Genomic DNA, 19,129 nt, shown 5'->3' on the forward strand with positions numbered 1-19,129 from the left:
TCTGGACCGCTTCGATCGCCTCCGTTTTTTATTACTCGCCCCCGAACCCGGATTATGACCCGAATCGCGGCCGTCTCCGGCAGTCGGAGTGCGGACAGCACCACGCGGGCCGCGCTCCGCGTCGCGCTCGACGCCGCGGCCGACGCCGGTGCTGACACTGACCTGATCGATCTGGCCGCCGTCGACCTCCCGCTGTACCACCCTGAGGAGGACGCGCAGGGGGACAGCGAGGAACTGAAGCGCCGCGTTCGCGAGGCCGACGGCGTCCTCGCCGGCACGCCCGTCTACCGCGGCTCCTACTCGTCGACGTTCAAGAACTTCCACGACTTCTGCGGCTCCGACGAGTACGCGAACACGGCCGTGGGGCTGCTCGCGACCGCGGGCGGTGGGTCGTACGGCGGCACGCTCGAACACCTCCGGTCGACGTTCCGCAACGTCCACGCGTGGACGGTGCCCCACGAGGTCGGGATTCAGGGCGCCTCCTCGAAGGTCGAGACGGTCGCGGCCAGCCCCGACGGCGAGCCGCGGATCACCGACGAGGACCTCCGCGGCCGCACCGAGCGACTCGGGCGAGTCGTCGTCGAACACGCCGAGCGGATGCGGGAGTGACGCGCCCGCGGTCGCGCCCGCTCCCGGCGCCCCGCGAGCCGTCGGGCTTTTGCCCCGCTCGCCGCTACGACGCACATGACCGAACCGGGTGACGACGACCGTGTCCGCTAACCGGAAGGGGGACCGCCGCGAGCGCGAACTGGTGAACGCCCTAGACGAGGCCGGGTTCGCCGTGATGCGCGCGCCGGCCAGCGGCTCCGCCACGGAGCGGGAGCTGCCCGACGTGCTCGCGGGCGACGGCGAGACGTTCTACGCCATCGAGGCGAAGTCGAGCGCGGGCGACCCCATCTATCTCACCGGCGAGGAGGTGGAGGCGCTGCTGTTCTTCGCGCGGAACTTCGGCGCGAAGGCCCGGATCGCGGTGCGGTTCGACCGCGAGGACTGGTTCTTCTTCCACCCGGGCGACCTCTACACCACCGACGCCGGCTCGTATCGGGTGAAGAAGGAGAAAGCGCTCGCGGACGGCACCGACTTCCCGGAGTTCGTCGGCGAGACGGAGAAAGTGACGCTCTCGGAGGTCGGCGAGGGCGACGAGGGCGGCGACGACGCGACCGACCCGGAGACCGAGGAGCGCCGGACGATCCTGGAGGCCGTTCGGGACGGCCACATGCCGGTCGAGGACGCGCTCGACGTGTTGTAGCCGGACGGAGCGGCTCTCAGTCGGACTCCTCCCTCGCGTCCGCGGCGTATTCGTTCAGGTCGTCGGCCAGCGTCTCCGCCTGCTCGGGGGTCAACCGAACCCGGTCGGCGTGCGGCGGCACCGCGTCGACGCCGACGGTGTCCAGTTCGACGCTCAGTACGACGCGGTCCGGCGACTCGTCACCCACGGCGACGTCCACGACCCCGTCGAGCGACAGGGCGGTCTCGTGGGTCTCGACCTCCGCGGCGACGAGGTCGAGCGTCGTGTACGCGTTCACGGTCGTGATTCTGTTTGACATAGGGTTGGTGCTGTGGCGGCTCCGTCCTCAGTCGTCGGCGGTCGGCTTGGTCCGGTTCGGCTCCTCGGCGCCGACCTCGTCGGCGACCGGCGCAAGCGCGACCGCGCACTGCTTGTAGTTCGGTTCGTTCGACCGCGGGTCGGTGGCCGAAAGCGTCAGCTCGTTCGTCTCGGCGCGGTGGATCGGCAGCCAGACCGTCCCGGTCGGGACGGCCGCGTCGGCGGTCACGCGGACGCGGATCGATCCGCGCCGCGAGGAGAGGCGCGCGGTCTCGTCGGGTTCGATTTCCGCCTCGTCGGCCGACGCCCTCCCGTCGTTCACCGCCGCGACCGTGTCCGGGTTGACTCGCGCGACGATCGGCGAGTCCGCGTCCCCGTCCCGCGACCGGATCCCGGTGTTGTACCCGTCGGGCTCGCGGCCGGTCGTCAGCGTGAGCGGATACGACTCGTCGACCGGCTCCGGCACCTCGGCGTGGGTCCCGGTCGAGAACCGCGCGCGGCCGGAGGGCGTCCGAAACGACCAGTCGCCGTCGTCGCGGTAGCGGTAGCCGCCCTCCGACTTCGCCGACGGAGCAGGCCAGCGGACCGCGCGCTCCTCTCGGAGTCGGTCGTAGGAGATCCCGGAGCAGTCGGCGTCCGTCCCGGCGGTCAGCGCGGCGAACTCGTCGAACACGGCCTCGGGCTCCGTCGCCGGGAACAGCCCGGGAACGAGCGCCTCGCCGACCGACGCGACGATGTCGAGGTCGGTCCGCACGGCCGGCGCGAGCTCCGAGGCGGGCCGGACGCGCGAGACCCGTCGCTCCATGTTCATCGCCGTGCCGTCGGACTCCCCCCACGTCGCGGCCGGGAGGACGACGTCCGCCAGCTCGGTGGTGTCGGTGTGGAAGGCGTCCTGGACGACGAGGAACGCGTCCCGGAGGCGTTCGCGGGCGGCCGACGCGTCCGGGAGCCCCGCGGCCGGGTTCGTCGCGACGGCCCAGACGGCCTCGACGGGCCCGTCGTCGACCGCGTCGACGATGTCGACCGGTCCCGGGCCGGCGTCGTCGGGGAGGCGCTCGACGGGCACGTCCCACGCCTCGGCGATCGTCCGCCGCTCGTCCGGGTCCTCGAACGAGCGCATCCCCGGCCACGACCCCTTCGACGAGCAGACGCGCGTCCCCATCGAGTTGGCCTGTCCGGTCAGCGAGAACGGGCCGCTTCCCGGGCCCATGTTGCCGGTCGCGAGGCAGAGGTCGATCAGCGCGCCGGCGGTGGCGGTCCCCTGCGCGCTCTGGTTGACCCCCATGCCCCAGTAGACGAGCGTCGGGTCCCGGAGCGCGTCGGCGAGCGCGTCCACGGCCGCGAGCGGCACCTCAGCGGTCGCCGCGGCCTCCACCGGGTCGGGGAGCTCGGCGCGGAGCGCATCGAAGCCGGTCGTCGCTCTCTCGACGAACGCCCCGTCCACCTCGTCGCGCTCGACGACGCGGGCGAGGACGGCCCGAGCCAGCGCGAGGTCTGTGCCAGGCTCGGGCGCGACGTGTCGATCGCCCTCCGCCGCGGTCTGCGTCTCGACGGGGTCGACGACGATCAGGCGGCTCCCGTCCTCCGTCGCGCTCTCGACTATCCAGCGGAACAGCACGGGGTGGGCCACCGCCGGGTTCGCGCCCCAGACGACGTGGGTCGTCGCGCCCTCGATATCGTCGTACGTCGGCGGGGGCGCGTCGCTCCCGAACGCGTCGTCGTACGCGGTCACGGCGCTCGCCATACAGAGGGTGGTGTTCGCGTCGTAGTGACGCGTCCCGAAGCCGCCCCGGGCCAGCTTCCCGAGCGCGTAGGCGGCCTCGTTCGTCTGTTGCCCGCTCCCGAGCACCGCGAGGCCGTCGCGGTCCCGGTCCAGTACGCCGCGGAACTCGTCGACGATCCGCGAGAGCGCGACGTCCCACGTGGTGCGGCGGAGCTCGCCGCCGGCCCGGACGTACGGCCTCGTCAGCCACTCGCCGTCGGGGTTCTGCGTCTCGTCGATGCCGCGGGCGCAGGCGAGGCCGCGGTTCGTCGGGTGGGCCACGTCGCCCCGGACGCCGTCGATCCCGTACCCCGAGTCGACCCGCCCCGTGAGGTGGCCGCAGCCGACCGCGCAGCGCATACAGGTGGTCGGGACGGGGTCGTTCACTCCGCACCCCGCTCCGTCTCGTCGCCGGTCGGCTCCGCGGGGAACAGCTCCGGCGCGACGTCCATCGACGCCACCGGGACGGTCGCGTCGCCGCGACCGCGCGACCGCTCCGGCGTCGCCTCGCCGGCGCGGTCGCGGGCGCGCTCGGCGGGCCTCTCGGCGCTCCGGTCAGTCATCGCTCTCCGTCGCCGTCGGCGTCCCGTCGGCGTCGGTCGGCGCGGGCCCCTCCCCGTCGGCGAACGGGTACCACGACCGCTTCGCATCGTGGAGGCAGGGGTCCTCGTAGTCGGTCTCCTCGGGCTCGGCCAGCTCGACGAGCGCCGCCTCGCCGGTCGCCTCGACCCACTCCCGGAACGTCTGCCCCGCCTCGCGGTCGGCCGCGAACGCGTTCAGGAGGTTCCGCAGCAGGCCCGGCACCTCGTCGGCCGGGACGCGCTGCCTGATCCACTCGACGAAGGAGGGCTCGGGGCCGATCCCGCCGCCGACGCCGACGTCGATGGCCTCCACCATCTCGCCGTCCTTCCGCGCCCGCATCCCCTGGAAGCCGATATCGGCGGTCATCGCCTGCCCGCAGTCGGCCGTGCAGCCGGAGTAGTGGATCTTGATCTGCTCGATGTCGTCCGGGAGCTCCACGTTGGCGCGCAGCCACCGGAGCATCGCCGCCGTCCGGGCCTTCGTCTCCGTCAGCGCCAGCGAGCAGAACTCCGTGCCCGTACACGCCATCGCCCCGCGGGTGAACACGCTCGGTTCGGGGCTGTGGGTGTCGAGCAGCTCGGCGTCGAGCAGGTCGTCGAGCTCCGACTCGGGCACGTCCAAGATCAGCGGGTTCTGCCGCCGCGTCAGCCGCATCTCGCCCGAGCCGTGCGCCGCCGCGAGGTCGGCCAACCGGACCGTCTCTTCTGCGGTCAGGCGTCCGATCGGGACCGTGAGACCCACGTAGTAGCGTCCGTCCGTCTGCTCGTGGACGCCGACGTGGTCGTGTTTCCCCTCGGACGGCGCCTTCCCCGCGTTGTACGTGTACTCGTCGCGGAGGTCATCGCCCGCGCGCCGGAGGTCGAAGTCGACGTACGACGCCTGGAGGCGCTCGCGGATCGCGTCCGTGCCCCGCTCGTCGACGAAGAAGCGGCTCCGGTTCTTCTGGCGGTTCTCCCGGTCGCCGTGCTCGAAGTACAGCTCGACGAACCCCCTGACGACGTCGTACGCGTGCTCGGGCGTCACGAACACGTCGAGGCTCCGCGCCCGCCGGGGCTCGCGGCCGCCGAGGCCGCCGCCGACGCGGACGTTGAACCCCCGCACCGCCTCGCCGTCGACCGTCTTCTCGGCCGGTTCGAGGCCGATCCCGTTGATCGAGTCCTGCGCGCACCCCTCCCGGCAGCCGGTGACGCTGATGTTGAACTTCCGGGGCATGTTCGCGAGGTCGTCGTCGGCGCGGAGCTTCGCCGTGATCTCGTCGAGCACCGGCTGCGCGTCGACGAACTCGTGTTCGTCGCGACCGGCCACCGGACAGCCCGAGATGTTCCGCATCGTGTCGCCCCCCGACGAGCGCGACGAGAGGCCGACGCCTTCGAGCTTCTCCCAGATCGCCGGGACGTCCTCCAGCTTGAGCCAGTGGAGCTGGATCGACTGGCGGGTGGTGAGGTCGATCCACGCGTCGCCGAACTCCGGGTTCGAGGCCGGCCCCCGCGCGTACTCCGCGGCGACCTCGCCGACGGCGCGCAGCTGTTCGGCGGTGAGCTGGCCGTTCGCGTTCGCCAGCCGCAGCATGAAGTAGCTCTCCTGGCCGGAGCGCTGGTGGAAGACGCCCCAGAACTTGAACCGGGAGAACCACATGTCGCGCTCGTCCTCCGGGATCGACTCCCACCCGGCCTCGGCGAACCCCAGGATCTTCTCCCGGACCTCGTCCCCGTACATCCCCTCCTTCCACGTCTCCTTCTTGTTCGTCACGCGGTCCCACCCGAGTTACCGGTCCGAGCTATTGACGACGAATTTCCAATTATCTTCGTCATTTGTCTGAATATCGCATAAGTATCGCCGCATAAAGTGTTGTCTCTTTAATAAAAACGAAAAATACGCGCGCTCTCTTCAGAGTGCGGCACTTCGTCCGTTCGCGACGGATAATTGCGGAGTAAGAGGTACGAATTTATAATTCTTGGAATTATTTGGGCTAGAAGAACTCGGATCGGAAATCCGAGATCGAACGCCGATATTGGGTAAGGACATCTAATCGATAGGGAGACCTTCCATCTTTGTCGCGTAGAACCCACCAGAAACGCGATACAACGCGGTCTTTGATGACAGACAACAGTTATCCGTCGCACAGGCCATCGTGTATCCAGTCGAAATGATTCCCGACGACGACGCCAATGGAAACGACGATCGATCAGTTCCGCCGCCCGCATTATGACCGAGCGGCGACCGACCACCTGTATGCGCTGCGCGGTCGGCTGCGGCTACCGCCAGGAGGCGGCGGACGACGACCGGCGCGTCGTCGACGTCTCCGGGGACCCGGCCCACCCGGCCACCGGCGGCCGCACCTGCCAGCGCGGGGTCAGCGAGACCGTCGACCCCGGCGCGGACCGGCTGACGCGGCCGCTGATCCGTCGCGGCGGGTCGCTCCGACCGACGGACTGGGACACCGCCCTCGGCGTCGTCGCGACCCGGCTCATCGAGGCGATCCGGGGGAGCCCGGACAACGTCGCCGTGCTGGGGAGCGGGCAGCAGACGAACGAGGCCGCCTACGCGCTGGGGAAGGTCACCCGCGGCGCGTTCGGGACGCGGTACTACGACGCGAACACGACGCTGTGCATGGCCTCGGCGGTCATGGCGTACCACCAGGCGTTCGGCAGCGACGGGCCGCCGCCGACGTACGACGACGTCCCGGCGGCGGACACCCACGTCGTCTGGGGCGCGAACCCCGCCGTCGCCCACCCGGTCCTCCACTCGTGGATCGAGAACAGCGCCGCCGCGGGCGACGGCGACCTGATCGTCGTCGACCCGGTGGAGACGCGGACGGCGGCGGCCGCCGACCGCCACGTCGCGCCCGAGCCGGGCACCGATCTCGCGCTGGCTCGGGCCGTCCTCGCCCGCGTCGTCGAGCGCGGTGCGGTCGACGAGCGGTTCGTCGAGCGACACACCGAGGGGTACGCCGAGGCCGTCGAGTCGCTCCCGGCCGCCGCCGACGCCGCGGCGACCGCGGACGTCCCGCTCGAACGGATCGACGAGATTGCCGGCGCGCTGGCCGCGGACTCGCTGATCTACTGGGGGATGGGCGTCAACCAGAGCATCCAGGGCACGGGGACGGCGCGGGCGATCATCGACCTCTGTCTCGCGACGGGCAACATGGGGCCGGGGAGCGGCCCGTTCTCGCTCACGGGACAGGCCAACTCGATGGGGAACCGCGTCTGCGCCTCGAAGCGGACGTGGCCGGGCCACCGGCCGTTCGACGACCCGGACGCCCGACGCGACGTCGCGGACGCGTGGGACGTGCCGCTCGGGCGCCTCCCCGACGATCCCGGGCCGGGGTTCGTGCGCATCGTCGACGAGCTCGCCCGCGGCAACGTCGACGTCTGCTGGACGGTCGCGACGAACCCGGCCGCCGGGATGCCCGACGCCGGCCACGTCGAGCGCGCGCTCGACGAGGCGTTCCTGATCGTCCAGGACGCGTTCCGGTCGGACACCGTCGCCCACGCCGACGTGGTGTTGCCCGCGGCCACGTGGGGGGAGTCCGAGGGGACGACGACGAACATGGAGCGCCGCGTCTCGCGGGTCACCGCGGCCGCCGATCCTCCGGGGAAGGCCAGACAGGACCTCGACGTCATCGCGGCGATCGGCAACCGGATCCACCCCGGCCTGTTCGACGACCCGCCGCTTGACCCGGGCGCGGTGTTCGACGAGATGCGCGCCCTCACCGCCGGCACGACGGCCGACCTGTCCGGGATCTCCTACGATCGGCTCGCCGACGAACTGGCGGTCCGCTGGCCCGCCCCGAGCGCGGACGCCGAGGGCGGCTACCGGTACCGCGACGGCGGCGACTGGTCGTTCGAGACGCCGTCGGGCCGCGCCCGGTTCTCGACGGCCGCGCACGCCGAGGTGCCGGAGCCGGTCGACGGCGAGTACCCGCTCACGCTGACGACGGGCCGGGCCGACGGCGTCTACAACACCGGCGTCCGGACGCGCGACGGCGCGGACGGGGCCCCCACGGCCCGGATCCACCCCGAGACGATCGCTCGCCACTTGGAGGCGTTCGACCGGGGGGAGACGGTGATCGCGTCCCGGCGGGGCGACGTGCGCGTCGCGGTGAGCGCGAACGACGACGTGCCGCCCGGAATGATCTGGCTGCCGATCCACAACGGGGCGATCAACGAACTCACGCTGTCAGCGGTCGACCCGGACTCCGCCGAACCGAATCTCAAGCAGTGCGCGGTGCGGATCGCGGCGCCGGAGCGACGCGGGCGCCGGGACCCCGAACCGGTCGCCTCCGAGTGATCTCCGGGCGCGCCGTTCCGGTAGTACGCGCCTCGTTGCCGGAGACGCGCTCCGCCGTTCTCGCTATTCTGTCCATGTAATGAACGATCATACGGTAAATAAATTTAAATCATGGCTTTTGACGGCGCTTATTTCTCACTAAGAAAAATTCTCTTTCTAAAATAAAGAATAAAATGGGCTCGAAGCGTGGGAGTTTGCTATTACTCATTCTATCAACTATCGACGTACATATGTCCATCAGTTATCTTATTAACGTCGGGTTCATGCCCTTTCAACGTGAATTACCGTACGTTCGAATGCGTCGAGGCGCAGACGGATGAGAAACCGACAGTCAGCGAGGGCGATCCGCACGGGCGGGCGCCGACCGGCGAGGGGTGGTGCGCGTGAACAGCCCGATCGAGATGACGAAGTACCGGACGCTGCTGCTCGCGACGGTCGGGTTCAACTTCTCCTTTTTAATCTGGTTCTCGTTCGCGCCGTTCACGGGGCCGATGGCCGAGGAGTTCGGGCTGTCGCTGGCCGAGATCGGGGTCTTGGCGAGCGCGGCGATCTGGCTGGCGCCGTTCGGACGGGTCCTCACGGGGTGGCTCTCGGACCGGTTCGGGGCGCCGACGATCTTCGCCATCGTGCTGGCGTACGTCGGGGTCTTCTCGATCTGGAGCGCGTTCGCCGAGTCGTACGCGACGTTCTTCGCCGCGCGGCTGATCGTGGCCACGGCGGGGATCACGTTCGTAATCGGGATCCAGCACGTCTCCGAGTGGTTCGAAGCCGAGGAGCTCGGCACCGCTGAGGGGATCTACGCGGGGATCGGCAACGCCGGCGCGGCGGGCGGGGCGCTCGTGCTCCCTCGGGTGTTCTCGACCGGGTGGGAGGGACCGATCTTCGCCACGAACTGGCGCGCCGCGTTCTTCTACACCGGCGTGGTGTCGATCCTGCTCGCGGGCGTCTACTACGCGTTCGGCGAGGCCGCGAAGAGCAGCGAGAAGCGCGCGGCGACGAGAGAGAGCGCGGGACTTCGAGAGTGGCTCTTCACCGCGACCCGGTACGGCACGGTCGTGTTGGCGCTCGCGTACGTAATGACGTTCGGGCTCGAACTGTCGATGAACGGGTGGCTCGCCACCTACTACCGCGAGGGATTCGGCACGCGGAACCTCGTGCTCGCGTCGACGTTCGCCGCGACGTTCTCCGTCGCCGCCGGACTGCTGCGCCCGATCGGCGGCTACGTCAGCGACCGGCTGGCGCGGGCCGAGCGGAACATCATCCCGCTGTTCCCGGGCCGCTACCGCGAGCAGTGGACGTTCGTCTCGCTGTGTTTCGTCGTGCTCGCGATGTTCGGGATGACGCTCGCGGGGCTCTCCGGCCGGGTGCTCGTCGCCGTCGGCGCCGGGTTCCTCGTCGGCATGGGCTGTGCGTTCTCCGAAGGGGCGATCTTCGCGCAGGTGCCCGCCATGTTCCCGGACAGCTCCGGCGCCGTGGCCGGCGTCGTCGGCGGCGTCGGCACCGTCGGCGGGATCGTCTACCCCCTCGTGTACGCCGCCCCGCTGCTTCCGAACCTCCACGTCGGATACGCGGTCGTCGGCGCGTCGATGATCCCGATCGTGGCGCTGGCGGCGTGGGTGTTCCAGCCCCGGATCGCCGAGCGGGCGACGGACGACGGGTTCGTGAGCGAGGGCGAGGCGGCGCCCGTCGCCGACGACTGACGGCGCGCGGGGGGACGCCGCCGCCGACCCCCTCGCTTATCCCTCGCGGCGCCGAACCCTGCCACGAATGAGCGAGGACTTCGGCCTGCTCGAACCCGCGGACCAGCCCGGCGACGAGTGGGAGCAGCTCGACGTCTCCGACACCGAGGCCGACCGGATCGCCCGGCGGCAGGACCGCGAGTTCGACGAGTTCCGCAAGCGGATCAAGGACACGGAGCAGTTCAAGCTCCAGGAGTCGGTGTTCGACGACGCCACGCTGGCCGCGGTGTACAAGCTGGTCCAGGACGGCTACGTCGACGCGTTCGGCGGGCCGGTGTCGACCGGGAAGGAGGCGAGCGTCTTCGAGGCGCTCGGCGGACAGGCCGGCGAGCGTCCCGAGCCGGGTTCGGAGGCGGCGGGCGGCGGGCCGGAGGGCGTCACCCCCGAGCGCGAGGTCGCGGTGAAGGTGTACCGGATCAACTCCTCGAACTTCCGACAGATGCGCGACTACCTGGAGGGCGACCCGCGGTTCGAAGGGATCGCGAGCGACAAGAAGGCGGTCGTGCTGGCGTGGACCCGCAAGGAGTTCGCGAACCTCGAACGCGCGCGCAAGGCCGGCGTCCGGGTGCCAGAGCCGATCGCGGTCCAGCGCAACGTCCTCGTGATGGAGCTGGTCGGCCACGCCGAGGACCGCGCCCGGCGGCTGAGCGAGGTCGACGTGGAGAACCCCGAGACCGCCTACGAGGTCGTCCGCGAGTACATGCGTCGGCTGTACGGCGCCGGGCTGATCCACGGCGACCTCTCCGAGTACAACATGATCATCCACGAGGGCGAGCTGGTGATCATCGATCTGGGACAGGCCGTGACGGTTCACCATCCCAACGCCGGGGAGTTCCTGAGGCGCGACTGCGAGAACGTGTCGGCCTTTTTCACCCGGCAGGGGATCGACGTCGACCCCGACGACCTCCGCGCGTACGTGACGGAGCCGGAGCCGGACCCGACCGGGGAGCCGGGAGAAGACCGAGGGCCGGGGTCGGGCGGACGGGACGACTCCGGAGAGGGGTCCGACGAGTAGATCGCGGCGACACGGCCCTCAAGAGGCTGGAGACCACCGTCACGCGGCCACACACCGCCCGCGGCGGAACACTCTTAAAAGGCTCCGCCGGGTACTCCGTGATATGCAACACGTGACGGTTCCGCAGGACCGGATCGGCGTCGTCATCGGCGCCGGCGGCGAGACGATGCGGGAGATCGAAGAGCGGGCGAACGTGCGGCTCGACATCGACTCGGAGTCGGGGAGCGTCGCCATCGAGGAGCGCGACGACCCCGTCGCGGCGATGGTGGCTCCCGACATCATCAAGGCGATCGGCCGCGGCTTCAAGCCGGAGACGGCGCTGTCGATCCTCGACCACGACCTCCGGACGCTCGACCTGATCGACCTGTCGGAGCACACCCGCAACGACAACGACCTCCAGCGCAAGAAGGGCCGGATCATCGGCGAGAACGGTCGCACGCGAGAGCTGTTAGAGGAGCTGTCGGGCGCCAACGTCGTCGTCTACGGGTCGACCGTGGGCGCGGTGGGCCAGCCCGAGGAGCTCGAAGTGGTCCGGCGGGCGGTCGGGATGCTGCTCGACGGCGCGCCCCACGGCGCGGTGTACTCGTACTTGGAGCGCATGTCGAACGAACTCGACGACGACGTGAGCTTCAACGCGCCGCAATAATCGGCAGAATTTCTCGGAGTCGCGGGCGGCGTCGCTGTTTGTCTATAAACTGCTGTTATTGGTGATGTGGAGAACTCCTCCAAAGCCCCAGTCGCTCGCTTATAAGCACCTGACCACAGATCGACGGCGAACATCTCCAAAGCCCCAGCCGGGAGGCGGGCGCACGCTCGCTGTCGTTCGAGACGCCGACGGCGTCTCGTGATGACGAGAGAGCTTCGCTCTCTCGAACCACGCTCCTCGGTCACTCACTTCGTTCGCTCCCTGTGGTGCTTGCGTCGTCATCAGAACGCTTCGCGTTCTGATTGGCTCGCGAGAGCGGAGCTCTCGTGAACGCCTGCGCCCGCCTCTCGGCAGCGTGGCGGTACGCGCCACGGGCAACCGGCGGCGGAGCCGCCGGTGACTGCCCCTTTGCGTCCCACCCCCACAGCAACCGCACCGCACCGCGACCGCAGCCTCACACCTCCCCAGCCTCGTCGCTGGCACCCTCCGCTTCGCTCCGGGAGCCAGCGACTCCCTCGCGCGTGCGGTTCGCGCCGCGGTGCGGCGCTCACCGGCACGCGCCACCGCAGTCCGTTTATAACCTATTTGCGTCCAGCAGTTGATCTGGAGTTCTATAAAAAGGGCCGTGTGAACGCACCGCATACCGGTCGATACTCCCCCACCGTGTTGCGGTTTCGCACGATACGAGCGAAGGATTTATATAGAATCACAAACAATCAATGGTCGTAATGTCACAGCGTCAGCGGATGGGCAATCAGCCCATGATCGTACTTTCTGAAGAGTCGCAGCGTACCTCCGGAAAGGACGCGCAGAACATGAACATCACGGCCGGCAAAGCGGTCGCGGAGTCGGTCCGCACCACGCTCGGCCCGAAAGGGATGGACAAGATGCTCGTCGACTCCGGCGGGTCCGTCGTCGTCACGAACGACGGCGTCACCATCCTGAAGGAGATGGACATCGACCACCCGGCGGCCAACATGATCGTCGAGGTAAGCGAGACGCAGGAGGAGGAGGTCGGCGACGGCACTACCTCCGCGGTCGTGGTCGCCGGTGAGCTCCTCGATCAGGCCGAGGAGCTCCTCGATCAGGACATCCACGCGACGACCCTCGCACAGGGGTACCGCCAGGCCGCCGAGGAGGCCAAGTCGATCCTCGAAGACGAGGCCATCGACGTCTCCGCGGACGACCGCGACACGCTCGTCGAGATCGCCGAGACGGCGATGACGGGCAAGGGCGCGGAGAACTCCAAGGACCTCCTCGCCGAGCTCGTCGTCGACGCCGTCCTCGCGGTTCAGGACGACGACGGCATCGACACGGAGAACGTCTCCGTCGAGAAGGTCGTCGGCAGCTCCATCGACGAGTCCGAGCTCGTCGAGGGCGTCATCGTCGACAAGGAGCGCGTCGACGAGAACATGCCCTTCGCGGTCGAGGACGCCGACGTGGCGCTGTTCGACGGCGCCATCGAGGTGAAGGAGACCGAGATCGACGCCGAGGTCAACGTCACCGACCCCGACCAGCTCCAGCAGTTCCTCGACCAGGAGGAGGCCCAGCTCCGCGAGATGGTCGACCACCTCGTCGACATCGGCGCCGACGTCGTCTTCGTCGGTGACGGCATCGACGACATGGCCCAGCACTACCTCGCGCAGGAGGGCATCCTCGCCGTCCGCCGCGCGAAGTCCGACGACCTCAAGCGCCTCGCCCGCGCGACCGGCGGCCGCGTCGTCTCCAACCTCGACGACATCGAGACGGACGACCTCGGCTTCGCCGGCTCCGTCGCCCAGAAGGACATCGGCGGCGACGAGCGCATCTTCGTCGAGGATGTCGAGGAGGCGAAGTCCGTCACGCTCATCCTCCGCGGCGGCACCGAACACGTCGTCGACGAGGTCGAGCGCGCCATCGACGACTCGCTCGGCGTCGTCCGCACGACGCTGCTCGACGGGAAGGTGCTGCCCGGCGGCGGCGCCCCCGAGGCCGAGCTCGCCCTCCAGCTCCGCGACTTCGCCGACTCCGTCGGCGGTCGCGAGCAGCTCGCTGTCGAGGCGTTCGCCGACGCCTTGGAAGTCGTCCCGCGCACCCTCGCGGAGAACGCGGGCCTCGACCCCATCGACTCGCTGGTCGACCTCCGCTCCCGCCACGACGGCGGCGAGTTCGGCGCCGGTCTCGACGCCTACACGGGCGACGTGATCGACATGGAGGCTGAGGGCGTCGTGGAGCCGCTCCGCGTCAAGACCCAGGCCATCGAGTCCGCCACCGAGGCGGCCGTCATGATCCTCCGCATCGACGACGTCATCGCGGCCGGCGACCTCAAGGGCGGCGGCACCGACGACGGCGGCGACGAGGGCGGCCCCGGCGGCGCGCCCGGCGGAATGGGCGGCGGCATGGGCGGCATGGGCGGTATGGGCGGCGCGATGTGAGCTTCGCGTAGGCCACACCACCCACACCGACCGCAGCCGCTTCGCCGAACCGTCCGCAGACCGACCGTCGCGCGCCCCCTACGGGCCCCGACGACACGCGACTTTTATCGACGACCGACCGCGTAGCGGTCCGCTCGTCGCTCGCCCGCGTCTCCCTTCGCCTCACCGCGCACCGCGCTACCGACCCTCACATTCGGCTCGTGAGACACGAGGGTAACACCGGCGTAACCACCGGACGGCGGTGTCCGCGAGCGATTAAGTGACTCCCGGCCCTCCGATCTATCGACGAGGTTCTCACGTTCACCATGCCACAGCAGAAAGCCGACTACGCAGACGAGACGGAGATCGACGCGGAACTGGACGGGCTTCCCGACGACGAGACCGTCGAGGAGACGGTCGCCAATCTGGAGGAACGCGGCTTCGACGTGATCGTCGTCGACGACGCCGACGAGGCGCTGGCAACCGTGAAATCTCAGATCCCCGCCGGCGTCTCCGTGATGAACGGGCACTCGACGACGCTCGAAGAGATCGGGTTCGACGAGTTCCTGAGCGAGGGCGACCACGAGTGGGAGAGCCTCCCGGACCAGATCTGGGGCATCGACGACGACGCGGAGCGACAGACCGCGCGGCGCGAGTCGCAGACAGCCGACTACTTCCTCGGCGGTATCAACGCCATCGCCCAGACGGGCGAGCTCGTCGCCGCCGACCTCTCCGGCAGCCGGATCGGCGCGTACCCGTTCGCGGCGGGGAACGTCGTCATCGTCACCGGGATCAACAAGATCGTCCCGACGCTCGACGACGCGTTCGACCGGCTGGAGTCGGTCGCGTACCCGCTGGAGAACGAGCGCGCGCAGGAGGCGTACGGCGTCGAGTCCGCCGTCGCCAAGCAGCTGATCTACCGCCGCGAGACCGAGGAGGGTCGGACGACGGTCGTCCTCGTGCGCGAGCAGCTCGGGTACTGAGCGGTTCGATTCGACGCGTCACACTCTCTCCCCCTTTTGACGTTCGTGAGCGCGGGTCAGTCGCACCCGTTGGGTGCGACGAGATTCGAATCAAGGAACGGAGCGAAGCGGAGTGACTGTGGTTCGAATCCCTCCCTTTTCGACGGCCTCGCGGCTCGCGGAGTGCTCGCCGCGAGGAGTACGGGCCGGGAGGGATTCGAACCCCCGACCGTCCGGTTAAAAGCCGGACGCTCTCCCTAACTGAGCTACCGGCCCAGATGAATCGCTGTACGGCCAGCCGACGGATAAACGTTTAGAACCGCGATAGCGGGACGATCGACACCCGAAACGGTTTCCGACCCCCCGCCCTCGCCGCGAACATGGAGTTCGACATGCGCGCGTTCGCCGCCGACTGCTGCCGGCACCGCTCGACCGCCGGCGAGGAGGCGCCCGCGGCCGCGTTCGTCGCGGAGCGACTCGCTGACCTCGGCTTCGAGACGCACGCCTGGGACGCCGATCCCGCCCTCCTCGCGGACCACCCCTCCTTTCCGGACGACCTCGACGCGACGGCCGTCGAGGGACGGCGCAGCGTCGCGGGCGTCCTCGAACTCGGCGGCGCGAGCGACGCGGGTAACGGTGACGGCGCGGGCGGCGCGGTCGGCGAAGACGACGACGATCCGGTCCCCACCCTCGTCCTGAACGGCCACCTCGACGTCGTCCCCGCAGAGCCGTCCGAGTGGTCGAGCGACCCCTTCGAGCCGGTTTGGCGCGACGCCGAGGGACGACTTATCGATGACGCCGCCGGCGGGGACGGGGTCGGAGAGACCCTCACCGCCCGCGGCGCGGCCGACATGAAGTCCGGACTCGCCGCCTGCGTCGGCGCCGCGGTGGACGTGCGGGCGGGCGTCGCGGACGGGTCGATCGACCTCCCGCCGTCCGGGCTTCGGCTCGTGGTCGAGGCCGTCGCGGGCGAGGAGGACGGCGGCTACGGCGCGGCGACGGCCGCGCTCGCGACCCCGTACCCCTTCGAGCGCGACGCGGCGATCGTCGCGGAGCCGACGGAGCTCCGACCCGTCGTCGCCTGCGAAGGGTCGCTCATGGCTCGGCTGGAGATCGACGGGCGCAGCGCCCACGCGGCCACTCGCTGGCGGGGCGAGGACGTGCTGCCGCGGTTCGAGGCGATCCGGGAGGCGTTCATGGAGCTGGAGGCGGAGCGCGGCGAGTCGGTCGACCATCCCCTGTACGAGCGGTTCCCGGTCCCCTGGCCCGTCGTCTGCGGCCGGGTCGAGGCGGGCTCGTGGGCGTCGACGGTCCCGGCGACGCTCGGCGCGGAGTTCCGGATCGGCGTTGCGCCGGGCGAGACGGTGAGCGAGGTCGAGGCCGCGTTCCGCGATCGACTGGAGCGCGTCGCGGCCGACGACCCCTGGCTGCGCGAGCGCCCGCCTCGGTTCGAGCGGTTCTCCGTCCAGTTCGAACCGGCCGAGATCGCGGTCGACGAGCCCGTCGTCGAGGCGGTCCGCGCCGGACTCGTCGCGACCGGGCTCCCGGACGTCGAACCGCGGGGCGCGACGTACGGCGCCGATTCGCGCCACTTCGTCGCGGCCGGGATCCCGGCGGTGCTGTTCGGTCCCGGCACCATCGACGAGGCGCACTACCCGGACGAGACGATCGCGTGGGGGCAGGTCGTCCGGGCGAGAGAGGCGATCGCGGCCGCCGCGGAGCGGTTCGCGAACGACGCCGCGGCGTAGCCGTCGGCGGGTCGAGAGCGACCCGCCGGAGTCGGTCGGGGCCCGCCGTTCGCTACTCCGAGAGGTACTCGTCGAGCGCGTCCGCGACGAGCGCCCCCGGCTCGACGTTCTCCATCGAGGCGCGGCGGCGCAGTTCGACGTACGTCTCGGGCGGAAGTCGGAGCTGGAGGCGACCGAGCTCGACGCCGGCGTCCCGGACCGCGGTCTCGATGTCGGCGCCGTCGTTGACCGCGGACGCGACCGCGCGCACCTCCCGGACCGTGAGGTCCCCGTCGATCGCCGCCCACGCGAGCAGGTAGCGGTCTCGACCGCCGAGCCGCGCGACGTGCTTCGCGGCGCTCGGCGCGATCCGCCCGTTCGCGACCTGTCGCCGGACCGCCTGCGGGAGGTCGTGAACCCTCGCCCACTTGCGGATGAACGCGACGGAGACGCCCTCGCCGGCCCGCTCGGCCGCCTCCTTGTACGACCCCACGCCGCGGACGAGCGCCGCGCAGGCGGCGGCGCCGCGCAGCATCAACACGTTGTCGTCGTCGCCGACGTCGCCGGCCGCGAAGCGGGCCACCGTCTCCGCGGCCTCGGCGACGCTGTCCGGATCGCTCGGGTCGAACCCCACCGCGTCTGCGGCCCGGTCGCCCGTCACCGCCGGGTCGGCCCGGACCACCGGCTCGCCGACGGGGGAGCGTCGGTCCGCGCGTGACTCCTCGGTCATACACGTCTCTTCGGGGCCGCGGGTATAAACGCCGGGCACCGGGGCGGAACTCGCCAGCGCGTCGGAGTGCCGACGCGTCGACGGGCCGTCGGCGCCCGACCTACTTCGCGGTCCGGGCCGCCGCGTCGTCGTCCCCCTCGCTCGCCCCTCTCGCGTACAGGACGTACGAGTACCCGACGGTGATCGCGGCGGTCGCGAGCGCCGGCCCGACGAGGAAGTACACCGCGTACTCGCCGGAGAAGAGGCCCACGACCGCGACCGCGGCCGAGAGCTTGAACAGTCGGGCGCCGAGCGCGTGGGTGCGGTCCCAAACCGCGTCGTCGCTGAGCGTCCACGGCGTTCGGATCCCGACGAACCAGTTCGGCTCGACGTGGGGGAGCAGCGTTCCGACGTAGTAGAACAGCGCGGCCGCGCCGGCCACCGCGATCGTCGTCACGTCGACCGCGTAGCCGAGGTTGACGGCGAGCACCGCGAGGTGGACGGCGACGAGGAACGCGGTGATCACGACGACGAACCGGTCGTAGTGGACCCGGAACGCGGCGACGTTCTCGCGGAGGGGATCGATCCGCGGGAGCAGCGCGAAGAGGCCGATCAGCCCGGCGGCGAGGCCCGGAACGAGCCACATCCCGGCGGTCCGCGGGAGCGTTCCGGTCGGGTCGCCGGCGGCGTTCCACCGCGTCACCATCCGTTCGGGGAGGCTCGGTGCGACCGCGAGGCTGGCGAGGGCGCCGACGGCGACGAGGAGGGCCGCGACGCCAAATCGAAGCCGCGTGGACAGTCGGGACTCGGAGGGCATACGCGTCGAGACGACGCCCGCGGCAATAAAAGACTCCCGGCCGTGGGAATCGCCCTCGAAGCGCCCGGTGCGACGCAACCCTTAGGCGTCGCGGCAGCCAATCAGGGGGTATGACCGACGAACGCGACGACGACGGCCACGAGTTCTCCTCGGGGCAGGGCGTCGACGCCGACTACGACGCGTTCACGCTGGACCCGCCGGAGCTCGGCGAGGACCCGAGCCGCGTCGACCCGGTCGACTCCCGCGTGTTGACCGAGGAGCTCGACCGCCGGAACATCGGCAGCGAGGATGTCGACGTCGAGCAGCTGATCGATGTCGGCCTCTCGTACATGGGGATCAACCGCTTCGAGGAGGCGACGGAGACGTTCGAGCGCGCCGCCCGTTTCGCCGAGGAGGACTCCCTGGAGGCCCAGGAGGCGTGGGTGAACAAGGGCGCCGCCCACGCACAGCTGGAGGAGTTCGACCAGGCGATCGGCGCGTACCAGGAGGCGCTGCGGATCGACGAGGAGTCCGAGCACGCCGCGACCGCCGAGACGAACCTCGCGTACGCCCTCTGGGAGTCCGGCCGGAGCGAGCAGGCGCTCGAGCACGCCGAGCGCGCCGTCGAGACCGACCCGCGCTTCGCCGAAGCGTGGTACAACCGCGGGTTCCTCCTGGTCGAGCGCGGGCTCGCAGAGGACGCGGTCAAGTGCTTCGACAACGCGATCCGCCTCGGCTACCGCGACGCGGGCGTCTTAGAGGAGAAGGCGCGGGCGCTCGAGGAGGCCGGCGAACACGAGCAGGCCGAGGAGGTCGCGGACCAGGCCGAGGAGCTCCGCCGCGAGACCGAAGAACAGCTGATCGAAGAGCAGACCGGCCAGGCCCCGGGTCCGGGCGGTCGCGGCGGGCAGGGCGGTCAGCCCGGTTCGGGCGGTCGCGGCGGGCAGGGCGGTCAGCCCGGT

16 protein-coding genes and 1 tRNA gene are annotated in these 19,129 nt (G+C 70.4%); 10 read left to right on the forward strand and 7 right to left on the reverse strand.

What is annotated here, in order from left to right:
• The first annotated feature begins 54 nt into the window (after positions 1-54).
• Positions 55-609, forward strand: coding sequence for an NADPH-dependent FMN reductase (locus tag EXE42_RS10065; RefSeq protein ID WP_137694236.1), 555 nt, complete (start codon positions 55-57; stop codon positions 607-609).
• Between the two features lie 88 nt (positions 610-697).
• Positions 698-1,249, forward strand: a complete 552-nt coding sequence (gene hjc, locus EXE42_RS10070; RefSeq protein WP_092919370.1) for a Holliday junction resolvase Hjc — start codon at positions 698-700, stop codon at positions 1,247-1,249.
• A 16-nt stretch (positions 1,250-1,265) separates the two neighbouring features.
• Here the strand turns inward: hjc and EXE42_RS10075 are convergent, their stop codons facing one another.
• Genes EXE42_RS10075 through EXE42_RS10090 form a run of 4 tightly spaced genes read right to left on the reverse strand, consistent with a single transcriptional unit; the run spans position 1,266 to position 5,639 of the window.
• A complete protein-coding gene (locus EXE42_RS10075) occupies positions 1,266-1,547 on the reverse strand; it encodes a DUF6360 family protein (protein WP_092919372.1) in 282 nt (93 codons plus the stop codon).
• Positions 1,548-1,574: 27 nt separating this feature from the next.
• Positions 1,575-3,695: an assimilatory nitrate reductase NasA gene (gene nasA / locus EXE42_RS10080; RefSeq protein ID WP_137706440.1), complete on the reverse strand. Its 2,121-nt coding sequence runs from the start codon at positions 3,693-3,695 to the stop codon at positions 1,575-1,577.
• The gene (locus EXE42_RS10085; protein WP_092919376.1) at positions 3,692-3,871 is read right to left on the reverse strand and encodes a hypothetical protein; all 180 of its coding nucleotides are present in this window, start codon (positions 3,869-3,871) and stop codon (positions 3,692-3,694) included. Before EXE42_RS10085 ends, nasA (EXE42_RS10080) begins: the two co-directional genes overlap by 4 nt.
• Positions 3,864-5,639 (reverse strand): nitrite/sulfite reductase, encoded by a 1,776-nt coding sequence (locus EXE42_RS10090; protein ID WP_137706441.1) that lies wholly within the window; start codon positions 5,637-5,639, stop codon positions 3,864-3,866. The genes EXE42_RS10085 and EXE42_RS10090 overlap by 8 nt, the downstream gene beginning before the upstream one ends.
• 456 nt (positions 5,640-6,095) lie before the next feature.
• Here EXE42_RS10090 and nasA (EXE42_RS10095) point away from each other — a divergent pair, with 456 nt between their 5' ends.
• The 6 genes from nasA (EXE42_RS10095) (at position 6,096) to EXE42_RS10120 (ending at position 14,956) form a co-directional block, all read left to right on the forward strand.
• A complete protein-coding gene (nasA, locus tag EXE42_RS10095) occupies positions 6,096-8,180 on the forward strand; it encodes an assimilatory nitrate reductase NasA (protein WP_137706442.1) in 2,085 nt (694 codons plus the stop codon).
• A 401-nt stretch (positions 8,181-8,581) separates the two neighbouring features.
• Positions 8,582-9,880: an MFS transporter gene (locus tag EXE42_RS10100; protein WP_137706446.1), complete on the forward strand. Its 1,299-nt coding sequence runs from the start codon at positions 8,582-8,584 to the stop codon at positions 9,878-9,880.
• Positions 9,881-9,947: 67 nt separating this feature from the next.
• Positions 9,948-10,934 (forward strand): serine/threonine-protein kinase Rio1, encoded by a 987-nt coding sequence (gene rio1 / locus EXE42_RS10105; RefSeq protein WP_137694231.1) that lies wholly within the window; start codon positions 9,948-9,950, stop codon positions 10,932-10,934.
• 103 nt (positions 10,935-11,037) lie between these two features.
• Positions 11,038-11,580, forward strand: coding sequence for a KH domain-containing protein (locus tag EXE42_RS10110; protein ID WP_008444741.1), 543 nt, complete (start codon positions 11,038-11,040; stop codon positions 11,578-11,580).
• A gap of 761 nt (positions 11,581-12,341) precedes the next feature.
• The gene (thsA, locus tag EXE42_RS10115; protein ID WP_092919384.1) at positions 12,342-13,994 is read left to right on the forward strand and encodes a thermosome subunit alpha; all 1,653 of its coding nucleotides are present in this window, start codon (positions 12,342-12,344) and stop codon (positions 13,992-13,994) included.
• Positions 13,995-14,299: 305 nt separating this feature from the next.
• A complete protein-coding gene (locus tag EXE42_RS10120) occupies positions 14,300-14,956 on the forward strand; it encodes a lactate utilization protein (protein ID WP_092919386.1) in 657 nt (218 codons plus the stop codon).
• A 181-nt stretch (positions 14,957-15,137) separates the two neighbouring features.
• Here the strand turns inward: EXE42_RS10120 and EXE42_RS10125 are convergent.
• A tRNA-Lys gene (locus EXE42_RS10125) sits at positions 15,138-15,211 on the reverse strand.
• A 104-nt stretch (positions 15,212-15,315) separates the two neighbouring features.
• Between EXE42_RS10125 and EXE42_RS10130 the strand changes: the two genes are divergently transcribed.
• Positions 15,316-16,683: a M20/M25/M40 family metallo-hydrolase gene (locus tag EXE42_RS10130; RefSeq protein ID WP_092919388.1), complete on the forward strand. Its 1,368-nt coding sequence runs from the start codon at positions 15,316-15,318 to the stop codon at positions 16,681-16,683.
• Positions 16,684-16,735: 52 nt separating this feature from the next.
• Here the strand turns inward: EXE42_RS10130 and EXE42_RS10135 are convergent, their stop codons facing one another.
• Positions 16,736-17,392: a hypothetical protein gene (locus tag EXE42_RS10135; protein WP_137694223.1), complete on the reverse strand. Its 657-nt coding sequence runs from the start codon at positions 17,390-17,392 to the stop codon at positions 16,736-16,738.
• 100 nt (positions 17,393-17,492) lie between these two features.
• The gene (locus EXE42_RS10140) at positions 17,493-18,188 is read right to left on the reverse strand and encodes an SdpI family protein (protein WP_092919392.1); all 696 of its coding nucleotides are present in this window, start codon (positions 18,186-18,188) and stop codon (positions 17,493-17,495) included.
• Positions 18,189-18,298: 110 nt separating this feature from the next.
• Between EXE42_RS10140 and EXE42_RS10145 the strand changes: the two genes are divergently transcribed.
• A partial coding sequence (locus EXE42_RS10145; RefSeq protein ID WP_137706447.1) for a tetratricopeptide repeat protein occupies positions 18,299-19,129 on the forward strand: 831 nt, incomplete at its 3' end.

It is taken from the genome of Halorubrum sp. SP3, from assembly GCF_005435195.1.
GTDB classification, from domain to species: domain Archaea; phylum Halobacteriota; class Halobacteria; order Halobacteriales; family Haloferacaceae; genus Halorubrum; species Halorubrum sodomense.

Excerpts from the sequence above, each read along its gene's own strand:
- EXE42_RS10065 (WP_137694236.1), top strand. The coding sequence starts at position 55 with ATGACCCGAATCGCGGCCGTCTCCGGCAGTCGGAGTGCGGACAGCACC.
- EXE42_RS10075 (WP_092919372.1), bottom strand. The coding sequence starts at position 1,547 with ATGTCAAACAGAATCACGACCGTGAACGCGTACACGACGCTCGACCTC.
- EXE42_RS10085 (WP_092919376.1), bottom strand. The coding sequence starts at position 3,871 with ATGACTGACCGGAGCGCCGAGAGGCCCGCCGAGCGCGCCCGCGACCGC.
- nasA (WP_137706442.1), top strand. The coding sequence starts at position 6,096 with ATGACCGAGCGGCGACCGACCACCTGTATGCGCTGCGCGGTCGGCTGC.
- EXE42_RS10100 (WP_137706446.1), top strand. The coding sequence starts at position 8,582 with ATGACGAAGTACCGGACGCTGCTGCTCGCGACGGTCGGGTTCAACTTC.
- rio1 (WP_137694231.1), top strand. The coding sequence starts at position 9,948 with ATGAGCGAGGACTTCGGCCTGCTCGAACCCGCGGACCAGCCCGGCGAC.
- EXE42_RS10110 (WP_008444741.1), top strand. The coding sequence starts at position 11,038 with ATGCAACACGTGACGGTTCCGCAGGACCGGATCGGCGTCGTCATCGGC.
- thsA (WP_092919384.1), top strand. The coding sequence starts at position 12,342 with ATGATCGTACTTTCTGAAGAGTCGCAGCGTACCTCCGGAAAGGACGCG.
- EXE42_RS10120 (WP_092919386.1), top strand. The coding sequence starts at position 14,300 with ATGCCACAGCAGAAAGCCGACTACGCAGACGAGACGGAGATCGACGCG.
- EXE42_RS10130 (WP_092919388.1), top strand. The coding sequence starts at position 15,316 with ATGGAGTTCGACATGCGCGCGTTCGCCGCCGACTGCTGCCGGCACCGC.
- EXE42_RS10135 (WP_137694223.1), bottom strand. The coding sequence starts at position 17,392 with ATGACCGAGGAGTCACGCGCGGACCGACGCTCCCCCGTCGGCGAGCCG.
- EXE42_RS10140 (WP_092919392.1), bottom strand. The coding sequence starts at position 18,188 with ATGCCCTCCGAGTCCCGACTGTCCACGCGGCTTCGATTTGGCGTCGCG.